The 14189-nt window shown below is 44.1% G+C and carries 7 protein-coding genes; 4 read left to right on the plus strand and 3 right to left on the minus strand.

Annotated features, from left to right (window positions below; genetic code table 11):
* Positions 1–15: 15 nt before the first annotated feature.
* Genes LA20533_RS08150 through LA20533_RS08160 form a run of 3 tightly spaced genes read right to left on the minus strand, consistent with a single transcriptional unit; the run spans position 16 to position 9991 of the window.
* Positions 16–2808 (minus strand): helicase C-terminal domain-containing protein, encoded by a 2793-nt coding sequence (locus LA20533_RS08150; RefSeq protein WP_056946151.1) that lies wholly within the window; start codon positions 2806–2808, stop codon positions 16–18.
* A 42-nt stretch (positions 2809–2850) separates the two neighbouring features.
* Positions 2851–6510 carry a helicase-exonuclease AddAB subunit AddA gene (gene addA / locus LA20533_RS08155; RefSeq protein ID WP_056946153.1) on the minus strand — a complete coding sequence of 1220 codons (3660 nt, stop codon included), beginning with the start codon at positions 6508–6510 and terminating at the stop codon, positions 2851–2853.
* Positions 6503–9991: a PD-(D/E)XK nuclease family protein gene (locus LA20533_RS08160; RefSeq protein ID WP_056946155.1), complete on the minus strand. Its 3489-nt coding sequence runs from the start codon at positions 9989–9991 to the stop codon at positions 6503–6505. The genes addA and LA20533_RS08160 overlap by 8 nt, the downstream gene beginning before the upstream one ends.
* Before the next feature lie 152 nt (positions 9992–10143).
* Here LA20533_RS08160 and mvk point away from each other — a divergent pair, with 152 nt between their 5' ends.
* Genes mvk through fni form a run of 4 tightly spaced genes read left to right on the plus strand, consistent with a single transcriptional unit; the run spans position 10144 to position 14147 of the window.
* Positions 10144–11058 carry a mevalonate kinase gene (mvk, locus tag LA20533_RS08165; protein ID WP_056946157.1) on the plus strand — a complete coding sequence of 305 codons (915 nt, stop codon included), beginning with the start codon at positions 10144–10146 and terminating at the stop codon, positions 11056–11058.
* Position 11059: 1 nt separating this feature from the next.
* On the plus strand, positions 11060–12043 hold the full coding sequence (mvaD, locus tag LA20533_RS08170) for a diphosphomevalonate decarboxylase (protein ID WP_056946159.1): 984 nt from the start codon (positions 11060–11062) through the stop codon (positions 12041–12043).
* A 22-nt stretch (positions 12044–12065) separates the two neighbouring features.
* The gene (locus LA20533_RS08175) at positions 12066–13136 is read left to right on the plus strand and encodes a phosphomevalonate kinase (RefSeq protein ID WP_056946161.1); all 1071 of its coding nucleotides are present in this window, start codon (positions 12066–12068) and stop codon (positions 13134–13136) included.
* A gap of 18 nt (positions 13137–13154) precedes the next feature.
* Positions 13155–14147 carry a type 2 isopentenyl-diphosphate Delta-isomerase gene (fni, locus tag LA20533_RS08180; RefSeq protein WP_056946427.1) on the plus strand — a complete coding sequence of 331 codons (993 nt, stop codon included), beginning with the start codon at positions 13155–13157 and terminating at the stop codon, positions 14145–14147.
* The last annotated feature ends 42 nt before the right edge of the window (positions 14148–14189 follow it).

Raw genomic sequence — 14189 nt, forward strand, 5'->3', positions numbered from 1 at the left:
TTCCAGTTCGTTCTTTTATTTTTCATGTTTCAGGAATTGTACCAAGTCGTCTTTCTGTAGGTATTCGATTTGTTTAACGGGCAAACTTTGCTTGAATGCAGTACTGTAGCCACTTTGATTGAAGCGTTGATCGAGCACGATGAAGACGCCATAATCGCGCTCATGGCGAATTAAACGTCCTTCTGCCTGTCTAAAGCGGATGATGGCGCGTGGTAGCACATCTTCCGTGAAAACATCAAAGCCCTGCTTCACCAACTTTTGTTGGCGCAGTTGGACTGCTGGTTGGTCGGGGGATTCGAACGGCAGTCTAGTAATAATCACGACATCGACCACCGTATCCCGAAAGTCAATTCCCTCCCAGAACGTATTTGCGCCAAGCAAAATAGCTTTTTTACTCAAGGCAAAACGTTTCGCAATCTTCTCGTTTGATCCCGTAATACCCTGTGCCAAAACTTCATAATCCTTCAGCAGTGGGTTGTTAGCAATCCGTTCATAAGTATTTTTAATCACTTCCAGATTGGTGAAAAGAATTAGCGTGTGAGCTTTAACGGACGCCAAGTGTGGCAATTGCTGTTCTAAATAGCGTTCGAAATTGGGCTCATTGGGATTTCCCGCAACTGAACCATCTTTTAAGGACGCAATTTTCAGATGTTTTTTGTAATCGAGGGTTAACTTTGCTTGATATGTCTCAACTTGTGTCGGATCTAGTCCCAATTGTTTGACCATGAAGGTAAAGTCTTGATCATTTTTAGTTAAAGTTGCACTAACAAATAATTTATGGGTAAAACGTTGATAGATATCGTGTAAATCATCACTAGTATCGAGCGTCAACCAAGTGACGTTTGTGCTCAAAGGATCGTTTGGGTCGGTTATCTGGAGTAGAAAACCCTTCTCACCCAAGGTCTGGGCATCCAGCAGCTGATCTGATAGGATGTACGCCGATTCAGAGTAACTGTCTAGATAATCCAGCTGACTGGTTAAATCGTCGATTGTGGCGATATCGGACATTAAGAGACTATCTTTTTGTGCTAAAAGCCAATCGACAATCTTATTCGTACCCTGTCTGACCTCATCAATCCTTGCCTGCATTCGCTCTAAAACACGTCGTAGCTCCTTTTGAATTGGTACTATTTCATCACCGCTGAGTACGATTTCTATCTGATTTCTCCGCCTCTGATATGGGTGTTCACGTGGATTTCCGACGCTATAATACAGGCGCTGAACTTCATTGATTGTGTGGATTAGCTCCGTGATCTTAGGCTCCAAACCACTTAAGAGAAACAGCAGATCCTGACTATTGTTAAACGAGTCCGCCAGACTTTGGTGACTATTATAGAGCACGTGGTGCAAGTGACTAAGCAGCCCCCAGAAGCTCTCGAATTGAAGCGAGTTAGAGCGGGCACTTACCACGTTATCTTCAAACCTGTGAGCCTCATCAATCACCAGAAAGGGATTCTGCCCCCAGATACTGTCGTGTCCGTGGTTAGCTAAGAAGGCGTGATTGGTTACGAGAATGTCGGCCTGTTCCTGGCGATAGCGGGCGTAATTCCAGAAGTCCACGTCACTGAAATCTGTTCCAACTCTTGCATCTCCTGGATGTTTAATCAGTGAAAAGATGGGTGCGTTATAAGTGGTTAATTGTAGTTCATCCAAGTCGCCAGTTGTTGTTTGTGTAAGCCAGCTGATAATTCTCATCTGAAGAATGGTCGTTGGTTTGTTCTGGTTAAAGTCATATAACGTTTGGAAGAAACCGTCTAGGTCAAGGTAATGGCTGGGACTCTTAATTAACTCTGCCTTAATGGGTAATCCAGTCACTTGGTTGAGCTGGGGTATCTCCTGCTCCACAATCTGCTGCTGTAAGACCATTGTTGGCGTAGCCACAACAAGTTTCTGGAGGTTTGAAAGATTGTAGGCGTAGCTAAACAAATAGCTGAATGTCTTCCCTGTTCCATTTGGTGCCTCAACCAGCAATGACTTGTCATTCTTCGCACTGACGAAGTTATGAATTCGATTGATCAAGTTCACCTGGCCCCGACGATAGTTGATATTTCCTTTGAACATCTTCTTCTTGTCACTATCTGCCAACGGAAAAGTTAATCTCGGGGCGTTTTGATCAGGTAAGGCGTGACTTTGTTTCTGGAGCACCAACCCCTTGATCTGAATCATGTTCTTTGGTAAAGGACGTTTAGAGAGTCTACTCGTATTCGCAATTTCTTCGAAAACGTAATCGTTGTCACGAGTGAGTCCCTTTGAAAGCCCCATCAGTTGATTTAGTGTTGCCTGAGGCATTTCTTCAATCACAGCTAGAATCTTCAAGAGCAGCTTGGCTGTTACCACCGCATCCGAGTCTGCTTGGTGTGGATTAGTATGACGAATTTTAAGGCGCTTCGTGAGGTCCTGTAGTTTGAAGCTTGCGAAAGTGGGAAAGGCAATCTGGGCTAATTCAACGGTATCAAGCGAACGATTGGTCAGTGGTTCGAGACCAGCGTTTACTAGCTCATAGTTTAAGAACGGTAAGTCAAAGTTGACGTTATGTGCCACAAAAATTGTATTTTTGAGTATTTTGCTGATTTGGGCAGCAAAATACGCGAATGGAGGCTGGTTTTTAACGCTTTTGTTGGTGATACCAGTCAGGTTCTCAATCACTGGTGGGATCCGTTTCTGCGGGTTGATTAAGAAGGAAAATGTCTTGAAAATATGACCGTTTTTAATAAGAGCACAACCAAATTGAATTATTCGATCGTGTTCATTTCTCTGTGTGCCAGTTGTCTCTAAGTCGACTACCGCAAAGACCTGATTCAAAAACATATAACTCTCCCCCACTGAACCCGTTTCTTTATCGTAAATAACTTAATCAATTTCTATTAGCTCGTTTGTACTGAGCGCGATTAGGTACTTGTGTAGCACTGGTTGACCCGTAAACTCCTCAATCGCCTTTTGGTACAGACGTAGTTGTCCGGTATACTTAGCTGCTAACTTTGTTAGTCCTGCATCCCCTGGGTCTAGATGATCTGTCTTGTAATCGAAGAGCACGATTCCTCGCTCCGTCTCGTAATACCCATCAATTGTACCATGAACAAGAATTTTGCCAGCCTCATCGTTGTAATATTTAAAAAGATTTGAGGCTTTAATCAGAGTTGAGAAAGAGACCTCACGTAAGAGCGTGGTCGTATGCTGACTAATGTCCTTTGCAAGGCTCGACTTCAAAAAGTTAATGATTGAAGTGAGATCAACTTTATCCGCCAAAGCTTGATCGAGTTGATTGGTGTTAACTAATTTGCTGATTTCAGTTCTTAGAATGTCCAGGTTTGCCTGCTGCCTAAAGTCGTGCTTTTGCAGGATTAAGTGCGTTGCAGTACCAATATCCGCCGCGCCATAGTTGTTGCTAGTCAAAAATGCAGGTTTTGCTTCTATGGGCTGAAGATATCTGTTTGTTGCACGCACAATCTGGGAGTTTTGTAACTGGACGATATCCGGATCATTAAACAACTGCTTAATCTCCGATACCGCTTGGTAGGCAGTTGTCTTAGTCGCTGCCAAGAAGCCATAATGAAAGTCGAATAGTTGCTTGGCCTGAGCCAGTAAAAGATCGGTTGGCTCTTGATCACTCTGACTAACGTCGTGTGTCAATTGGTCAGACTCATCAGATGATAAACCGATCAGATCGACCGGGTTGTACCTAATGAAGACGACGTTCTCCTTTTCCTGTAACTCGTTCGTTAAGTCTGGCGTCGATTTGATAAGCTGATGGAAAATGTCTAGTTGGGGTCCCATCAGATCGAGAAAATTCTGGGCGTTTAACTTATCAGTTAACGTGAGCTTTGATTGTTCAAATTTACTAATTAGCTGCTCTAATTTATTTGGTGCACAAATCAGAATCAGCTTCTGACCGGCGCGGGTCAATGCAACGTAGAGCACGCGGGCCTTTTCCTCGAGTAGTCTCTTCTTTGATTCCTGTGCGAGTGCGTTCTTGATTACCGTGTTGATTTTGATGTACTCATGCTTATTCGTGAGTCCGATACCCGCACGACTGTCAATAATGTAGTCGGCATTAAAGTCTGATGTGTTAAACTTGCCGCTTAATCCTACTAGAAAGACAATTGGAAACTCTAACCCCTTGCTCCCGTGGATTGTCATGAGCCGCACGGAATTATCGGCTGCATCGGCTAGTAAAGGCTGTGCCAGATCCTTCTTACTCTTTTGCATGCGGCCAATAAAGGTAATGAACTGATAGAGGCCCTTGAAGCCAGCACTCTCGTAACTGCTAGCTCGTTCGTAAAGTGCCTGAAGGTTAACCCGGCGTTGCCGCCCGTTTGGCAATCCAGTGACCAGATCAACAAGTCTCGTTTGTTCGTATATTTGCCAGATGAGTTCGGATATTCGATGAAGCTTTTCAAATGTCCGAAACTCATTGAGATCCTTCAAAAAAGCTGCAACTTTTTGAGAAAGCGGTGTTTGATCACCGAACGCAATTAGCACTTTATAAAAACTTGTGTGCTGATTACTAATGCGAATTCGCGCTAGCTCAGGCTCGGTGAAGCCGTACATCGGTGACCGCATCACACTGACTAATGGTATATCCTGATCTGGGTTATCAATTATTTTGAGATAGGACATAATCATCGTCAGTTCAAGTGTCTGAAAGTAATTCTGGGCATCGGAAATAAACAAAGAGATGCCTGCGTGCGCAAATTGTTCCATGATATTGAGGTTATTTGTTCTAGTGGGGGTGAGGATGGCAATATCACTAAGCTTAAACTCGCGCTTGCGGCCAATTTCTGGGTCGAAAATCTGGTAATGATCATGCTGCATCATTTGAATTCGCTTAATGACCATCTGAATCTCATTGAAGTCCAGTTCTGGCGCACTATCAACCTGCTCACCTGCATGCTCTTCTGTTGTTGGCACTTCCTGGTTATTCTTGTCGAACAAGGAGACTTCAACAGCATCCGCCAGGTCTTTAGGATAGTTTGCTGCCGGCTTTAGTTGACCTTCAGACTCATAGTTTAGTTCACCAAAATCCGTGGTCATTAGGGGAACAAATAGCTTATTAACGAAGTTAGTGACCTTCTTGCTAGAGCGGAAATTTTCGGCAAGCGTGATTCGCTCATTTGCTGGATTATCATCGTTGAAGGCAACGTATTTCTTCATAAAAAGCTGGGGTTCCGCCTGCCGAAAGGCGTAGATTGATTGCTTGACGTCACCGACCATGAACATGTTATTTTTATGGCTCTTCTTGATTGAGAGGACGATTTGCTCCTGAATGGGATTCGTATCCTGATACTCATCCACCAATATCTCTGCAAATTTGTTCTGGTAAAATTCTTGCGCCATCTGGTTGTTGGTGGCTGTGTTTCTCGGGTTTAGAATTTGGTAAGCAAACTGCTCCAAATCGTTGAAGTCTAGAAAATTCTTGGCCCGTTTTTGGGTGGCGTATTCGGCAATAAATTCACGTTCGAGCTGGATTAACTCAGCCAGATATTTCCGGCTAGTTTCTATTTCGGCAGCCTGTTCTGCTTCCGTAAAGGCAAAGTATTTGGTCCACGTTTCTTTGATGAGGTCTTTAGCTGCGGTTCTGACAGCGGCAAGTTGGTCATAACCTTCCTTAACTTCCTCGTCCCATTTGCCGCTCTTAGCTGTTCTGTTGAAGGTGCTATTACCCAGAATTTCACGTAATTCATCAAAGGAAGCGTCATTTTCTAGGCCAGTAACAAAACGCTGAATATTCTCTTGTAAAGCAGTGATCGAATTGCTGATTTTTTCAAGTTGGGGAATTTCTGTCAGTTCCGGTCTAAGCGTGTCAGCAATCGTCGTTATTAATTCCCTGAATTGGTGGATTAGGTCGGGCGTAATATGGTCAACAAAAATTGGCGCATGGATTAGGCCAGTATCCGGCACAGAATGGAGGCGTCTAGCCTGCTCGAATAATGATTCATAGTCGGGCATCGCAATAGCCGTGTAGTACAGATCTAAGATAATGGCTTTAGCAGTTTCAAAATCGCGATCACCGGTGAAATTCTCGATAAAGCTAATAAACTCTTGATCTCCTTCCTCGAAGTGCCTGTTAAAGACGTTAGCCAATGATTGTTCCCTCAGCAATTGTGCCTGAGTCTCGTCGGTTAGGAGCGAGAAGGTTGGATCAAGGTCTATGACATAGTAAAAACGGCGAATCACGTCTAAACAAAATGCATGCAGGGTAGAAATATTGGCCGTCTGCACGTCAACCAACTGTTGGTTGAGGAAATCGTTATTCTGATTCTCTGGCGCAGCAATAGCCTTCTCAATCGCAGTCTGGATCTTCTCCTTCATCTCGCTTGCTGCAGCCTCAGTGAACGTGACAATGAGCAGTTTGCTGACGGGAGTAGGGTTACTTTGATTAAGAATCTTCTGTAATACTCGCTCGACCAGTACCTTGGTCTTACCAGAGCCGGCTGAAGCTGAGACCAGGATGTCTAGGTCTTGGTCATTAATTGCTTGACTTTGTTCTGGTGTGTAAGTTACCTCACTCATCGCCTAATTCCCCTTTCATCTGATTGAATAACTCACTAGAGTCTTTCTTTTGAATCTTTTTATACTGGTTTTCCTGCAACATCGCGTCGAACATCATAATCTCTTTGTAATTTGAATACTGCATCCCCGTCAGGGCACCATATTTGAAAGGTGCAATTGGGAATTTTCCCGCCAGAATATTTCTTCCCGCTAGCTTAATCAAGTAATCAGTGTAGTCGAAGATGAGCTTCAGTTGCTCGCTAGTATAATTTTTATTCTTGGGCAGTTTAATCCCCTTGCTGGTCCCCTGCACACTCTTATAAATTGTAGACTGACCGTTCAAATCAGGTTCTACGATGCTCAACATGCCAGGGTCATTTAGGATGAGTCCGTCCAGGCGAGAGTTTAAAATAAAGTCGTGTTCAAAGTCATGAAGCGTGAAGTCTGGATTTATTTTCTTTGTGCCAAATTTGTCCGGTTTACGGGAGATTGTTTGATAGAATGCACCAACCGGAATAATGCTTGTTCCCGTAGTAAAGTAAGCCTTGTTTTGCATTAATACTTTTAGATAAGAGACCATCTGCAATGCTAAGCCATTGTAGAAACTATTCAGGTCAAATTCCTTTGTACTCGACTTATAGTCCACAATCTGGGCGTAGGTCGTGTTATTGACCGTTGCCAAATCGATTCTGTCAATCTTGCCCCGGAGCATAATTTGGTGACCGTCAAAGTCGTAGTTGAGCCCTTTAAGATGGCTGCCTTGGCCAAAAGTAAGTTCGGAGAAAGCCGGCCGTAACGGTGTCCTTTGCAGTTTCGCCACCCAATTATTCACGACCTCAGTCGCCGTTTGATCCAATTGACTTGCCAGATAACGGTTGGTGGGCTCAGCTAGGAAGAACTTAAACTGTTGTTCTTCTTTTAACCGGCTAGTAATTTGTTGTAGTGCTTGCATCAACTGAGTGTGCTTAATCGCCCCTAAATCAAGGTGGTTAGCGGTCAAGTTTTTGACTAGGAGGTCGAATATCTCATGAAAATAATTACCGGTTTGAATTTGATCAAACTCATTTTCGTCACGCTCGCGTAGTCTTAAGCCGTACTTCAGGAAATATTCATACGGGTTCTCGTAATAAGTCTCCAACTGAGAAACCGATGTATAAATTTTATTGCCGAATAAGGCGTTGGCCTCGGCCGTAGTTAAATCAACGGAACGGTTGATGAAGTTTTGGGCCCTTAGTAAACGGTTGATTTTCCCCGTGACCAAAGCATCATCAGAATTCTGGGCAACCTGCAGTAAGCTCTGAGCCATGTTATTTGATGTGTGCTTTAATAAATAGGCTAAATAACCCGCTGAATTGAGTGGTTTCGTCAAAAAGCCAATGATATTACCACCCGTAGTTGCAGGCAGATCCGTTTGGTGGTAGAGGTTGGCTTCTGTTACCCCCAATGCGTTCATCAACTTAGTGAAATACATTGACGGTTTCAAAGCTTTGTTCTCTGCATTAATCAATGGATACGAAAGATAAACCCGCATCCGCCCCAGTAAGAGGTTTTGGCCGAATTGATATGCCTGAATACAGTTATTATCTACTGTTGAGTCGGTGATTTGCTTCTCATCAGGCAATAGCCGGTTCAGGTCTGTAATATTTTCCGAATTGAGAAACTTTGGCGTACTTTTGGTGGCTGGTAGATCGCCACTAGTTGCGCCAATAATGAAACACTGCTGATATTCGTTGGTCTGCGCCATCCCCATTTCTGAGATGGTCACAGCATCGAGTGTTGATGGAATCTGCGCAAATGTAGCGGTGGAAAAGCCTGTAATCAGTGTTTCAAAGAAACTATCTCGGTCGAAATTGACTGGGTTGATGGTCAAGTAATCGTTCAGAAGCTGATTGAGTGTCTGCCAGACCTGTTCTGGCTGCTGTGCTAATTGTAGATTATCGGCAGCGTTCGCCTGGTCACGCCATTCTTCCAGGCGTTTTGGTACATCGTTATCATCTAGGAACTGGTAGAATTCGGTCAGAACCTCACGCGTATCAGTAGTTGTTGATAGACACTCGAGCAAGGATTCAACCGCCCTCAAGACGTAGTTCTTGAAGTCGTTTAGCTCTTTCACAAGTTCAACTGACTCCGATTCAGCTACCTTGAGATCTAACAATGTCTTGAAATCAGTATGCCACCGCTGATGATTAATTCCGTATTTTAAGACAAAGTTCTCCAGTTGATCCGTTAAATATAAAGCGTGCTCGGCATCAAGGTTGGCTGGTAGAATTAGCCCGGTTTTGAAAATAGAAATCAGACTATCTGTGTTCAAATGATGCCGATTCAAGTCTGCTAGCGCCTCAATCATGATTACGAGTGGATGATACTTCATCTCCTTCTGCAGGTCATTGAAGTATGGAATGTCTAGTTGTTCCAGAATCGGGCCGAGATAGGTTTCATAACTCGAAAGATTGGGTGCGAGGACGAGAAAATCGGCGTATCGTGCATTATTCAAAGCAACCTGCTGGTAAATTGTATGCGCAACAAAATAGGCTTCAGAGTAGCGAGAGTCTGCTTTGACGAGTTGTAGGGATTGCTTGACTAAAGCACGCTCAGTAGCATCCAAATGTTGTTGTTCGCCGGTCCAGAACTTATTGAGCAGTTTAATCGATTGACTAGTCGCCGTTAGTTCAGCTGATTCGATTCGGTAGGAAAGTTTTTTATTGCGCGTAAAGTGCATTAATTCATGAATCACGCGTTGAACGTTCCAATCGTAGTCCGTCATCTTGGGTGCGGATTCTTTAATCCTACCGGTTTGAGTTTTGAAGCCGAGTGACACATTTCCTGCTTGTTGCAGCAAAATTTTGACTGTGGTGGTCTCTTGGCTAGAAAAACTAGAGAAGTCACTGAAATAAAACTGACTATCGCGCAACAGGTCGCTGGTGGCCAGTACCTCATTTAATAAATTCAGCGTGTCGTTCTTCGTGCTGAACTTAGACTCTATTTCCTGGTTGAACAACTCCATGATTAGGCTTAAGTCGTGAAGCTTGGCGCTTGTTTCTTGGTTCTTGACATCGTTAACGACAGCTACCAGATTGGGTGTTGTTAGATTATTGGTTTTTAATTCGGAAATTGATTGGTAAACTTGGCTGATGGTGCCTTGATTCAGTTTGACCTTGTCATACAGCAGAAGCTCAGATTGGTGTTCGCTCATTATTTGTCTGATGAGCATCTGTGCTGCGGCATCGGTCAATCCAGGTAATATATTCTGCCCTGCTTCCTTTAAGAAATACCAGGCTAATCGTGAGAAGGATAATACTTGAAAGTTTTTTACACTGACCTCTTCTCGATTACTGCGCGCACTCAAGGTCTTCAGGGCTGCAACTTCGGTGCCAAACTTAATGTGATTGGGTACAATGAGAAAATGCATCTGGTGTGTATTTGCCCTGTAATGTTCCACCATCTCATTAATAATTTCTTGTTGAATATTGGCGGACTGCCGCCCCACTAGAAAGTTGATCATTGGCCGCTCCCTCAAATTTAGTAGCTTCATCTATTTTAGCATAAAGACGCAGGATGATTTTTACTAAAGAAATAATTTCTCCTACCTCAATGACTAGCAAATTTTCCGACAATAGCTTAAAGTTTAATTAACGATTCTGGAGGATGATTATTTTGAAATCAACGCAAATTACACATGGTAAGGTCATTTTAATTGGTGAACACTCGGTGGTATTTGGTTACCATGCATTGGCTCTGCCTACGCCTTCAATTCAAATCAAAACTGTCCTCACAGATATAAAGGCTGTGACCTGTACGCTGGTTACGAATGACTATACTGGTGAGCTTTCACGTGCCCCTAAAAATTTTGCTGGAATTATTTGGACGGTGCAGGCAATTCGGCAGCGTTACTCAATTAAGAGCGCGTTTGAACTCCGGTTTGAGGGTGAGATTCCGGAAGAACGTGGACTCGGTTCCTCTGCTGCCGTCGCCCTAGGGACCATTAAGGTGATGCAAGAACACTTCAATCTGCACCTGACTAAAGCGGAAATTATTGAACTCGCGAATGCTGCAGAGACAATCAACCACGGCTCAGCTAGTGGATTGGATGTCGCCACGGTTAATAGCAATCATCTAGTTAGCTTCAGCAAACAGTCTGGTCCAACCGAAATTCGTGCGAAGCTCGGCGGCTTTTTGGTCATTGCTGATTCTGGCGAGCTCGGTAACACGAAAGAAGCAGTGCAGTTAGTTAGCTCAGAACTCCGTCAGAATCCGAGCAAGAATAACTTAATGGCTAGATTAGATACACTGGCCACACAAGCACTAACGTCATTTGAGGAGCATGATGCTCATTCATTTGGTAAAAAGATGACGGAGGCCAACGAGATTCTTGCTAGTTTTGGATTGACGACGAATAGACTTGATGAATTGATCAATCGGGCCATAAATAATGGCGCATTGGGCAGCAAGATTAGTGGCGGTGGCCTCGGTGGCATTGTCATCAGTCTTGCAGAAACACGTGCTAGTGCACAGGCAATTCAACATGCACAGGCGGAGCTGTCAGCTAACATCTGGATTGAGGAGATTTAAAATGAGAATTGGTAAGGCACGCGCGCACACGAATATTGCACTAATCAAATACTGGGGCAAGGCTAATAATCAGCTGAAATTACCCCAAAACTCCAGCCTCTCGATGACACTGGACGCATTCTACACCGACACGAATTTTCAATTATTGGAGCAATCAACAACCACTGAAAGTAGTTTCTCGTTGAACAACGTGGTGCAGGAGCCAGCCTCTAGCAGGCGGGTTTTCGATTATATCGAGACACTACAAGACAGATATCGGCTACCCCATGACAAATTTAAAATTCAGACAACAAATCATGTGCCGACAAGTGCCGGTCTAGCCAGCTCTAGTTCGGCTTTTGCCGCGTTGGCACAGGCTTTTGTAGCTGCATACCAACTGGATGTTGATAAGCAAGAGCTCTCTAGGCTGGCGCGATTAGGCTCTGGCTCAGCCACTAGGTCCATCTATGGTGGTTTTGTCGAATGGCAAAAAGGTACAGACGATCAAGACTCAATTGCCATGCCAATTGATGAGCAGCCGACAATTGATCTGTGTCTGCTAGCCGTCGAGATTAATTTTGCGAGTAAGGGTATCTCCTCAACTGCTGGGATGCAGCAAGTAGTCAACACCTCACCATATTATGGTGTTTGGCGCACGGAGGCAGAACGAGGCGTGATTCAGATGAAACAGGCGATTAAGGCCAATGATTTCACGGCAATTGGTACGCTAGCTGAGCGGAGCGCTCTTGCGATGCACGCATTAAATTTCACCGCCAATCCCCCCTTCACTTACCTCGAACCGGAGACCATTCACGCCATAAAACTTGTTGAGCAGCTAAGAATACAGGGTATCGAGTGCTACTTCACCATTGACGCTGGCCCAAACGTTAAAATTCTTTGTCAATTAAGAAATGTAAAAGAAATTACTGAAAGGTTTAAAGAAGAACTTGGTAATGTTAATATTATAAAGGCGTCTTTTGGACCCGGTGTAATAAACTTAGACTAATTAGACAAGAGGAAGTATAATCTTGATTACTGAAAAAGCACCAGGAAAGCTTTATATAGCTGGTGAATATGCAGTTTTAGAAACTAACAATCCAGCAATTATCGTGGCAGTCAACGAATTTGTTCGTGTGACGATTAAGGCAAGTCAAACAACCGGGACCATTCACTCAAAGCAATATTCCCAAGACTCAATTCACTGGACTAGACAAGGATCGAAGATGATTATCGACAACCGGGATAATCCATTCCACTACATCCTGTCCGCAATCCATTACACAGAACAATATGTATTAGAAAACAACGTTAGCTTAGAAGTATACGATTTAACGGTCAACTCTGAGCTGGACTCTGACGATGGCAAGAAATTTGGTTTGGGCTCAAGTGCTGCAGTTACCGTCGCAACAGTCAAGGCTGTGTTGCGCTTCTATGGCTTTGAACTCGATAAAGACCTTATTTTTAAATTGGCAGCCATTGCCCACTTCCAAGTGCAAGGTAATGGTTCGCTAGGCGACATCGCTGCCAGCGTCTTTGGCGGTTGGCTCGCCTACCAGTCATTTGACAAGCAGTGGTTACTTGACCAGCTTGACCGCTATTCGCTGGTTGAGATTGTGAACATGGCTTGGCCCGGGTTGAAGATTCAGCTTTTGACCCCGCCGAAAGAGATGAGCCTCGTAATCGGCTGGAGTCAAAAGCCTTCGTTGACGGCACAGCTGGTTGACCAAACCGATCAGGAAAAACACATCAATCCGATTCAATATGAGAAGTTTGTTGAGGAAAGTCGCGCCTGCGTTCTCGATATTGTCCGTGGCTTTGGGGCTCAGGACATCAAGCTAATCCAAGACAAAATTCGCTACAACAGATTACTTCTCCAATCATTGGCTAAGATGAGTAGCGTTCAAATTGAGATTCCACGGCTCACAACTTTGATTGACATCGCAGAAAAAAACGGTGGTGCAGCCAAGACTTCTGGAGCAGGAAACGGCGATTGTGGGATTGTAATTTCCAACGGAGAGACAGATATCACTAAGATGAGGAAAGAATGGCGTGATCACGGAATTCTTCCGCTTGATTTCAAAGTCCATTCTTTGAGTTAACAAATGAAATCAGAGAAAATATCCAAAAGTGCGCATCGTAAGGACGAGCACCTCGCTCTGGCTAAGGCCAGTTATCAGGCAAATCAGGCAAACAGCTTCGACGATTTAAGGCTTACGCGCCCTACTCTACCAGAAACCGTAGTCACACCTGATTCTATTAGAACAACTATGTTCGGGCACACTCTCAGTGCGCCTTTTTTTATCAACGCAATCACCGGCGGTTCGAATAAGGGACAAGAAATTAATGCCGCCTTGGCACGCGTAGCTAAGAAAGCGAACATCGCGCTAGCACTTGGTTCGGCGAACATCGTTGCACACGAACCCGCAACCCTCAAGACCTTCACAATTGCTCGTGCCGCTAATCCCGATGGCATGTTATTGATAAACGTAAATCCGGGTACACCGCTTGCAACGATTAAGCTATTGATTAATGAGTTACGGCCTGCCGCACTGCAGATTCATGTCAATGCTGTACAAGAGTTAATCATGCCTGAGGGTGACCGAGATTTTCAGTGGCTGAATAAAATGATGCAGATTCGTGACGCAGTTGACCTGCCAGTGATCGTTAAGGAAGTTGGTTTTGGGTTCGACGTTAAGAGCTTACGTTTGCTCGAACAAAATGGCTTTAATTATGTGGATGTAGCAGGTAGTGGTGGCACCGATTTTGCTTGGATTGAGAACTTCAGACGTCCCGGACGCGACATGGATTATCTGGAGGGAATCGGCATTCCAACTGTTGAAGCCCTTTTGACCGCCAGACAAACTAATCTCACCTACTTTGCCTCAGGTGGCATTAGGAATCCCCTAGATGTGCTCAAGTCAATGGTTCTTGGTGCCAGTGCAGTTGGTATTAGCAACAGATTTCTCCAAGAATACAACCAAAACGGAGAAGCTGGTTTGCTCAAACTGGTTACCAACTGGCAAGATCAACTAGCTGGATTGGTGGCATTATTTGGGGGAAATGATTTAGCTGATTTAAAGAAGATGCAATTTGATTACCGTCTACGTTAATAGACAAAACAAAAGTAAACATTGAAATTTAGCAAAAAAATA

Origin of the sequence: Amylolactobacillus amylophilus DSM 20533 = JCM 1125, from assembly GCF_001936335.1 — a bacterium.
GTDB lineage: Bacteria > Bacillota > Bacilli > Lactobacillales > Lactobacillaceae > Amylolactobacillus > Amylolactobacillus amylophilus.

Bases quoted from the DNA above. Each gene is read 5' to 3' on its own strand.
- mvaD (WP_056946159.1), top strand. From the start codon at position 11,060: ATGAGAATTGGTAAGGCACGCGCGCACACGAATATTGCACTAATCAAA.
- addA (WP_056946153.1), bottom strand. From the start codon at position 6,510: ATGAGTGAGGTAACTTACACACCAGAACAAAGTCAAGCAATTAATGAC.
- LA20533_RS08150 (WP_056946151.1), bottom strand. From the start codon at position 2,808: ATGTTTTTGAATCAGGTCTTTGCGGTAGTCGACTTAGAGACAACTGGC.
- LA20533_RS08160 (WP_056946155.1), bottom strand. From the start codon at position 9,991: ATGATCAACTTTCTAGTGGGGCGGCAGTCCGCCAATATTCAACAAGAA.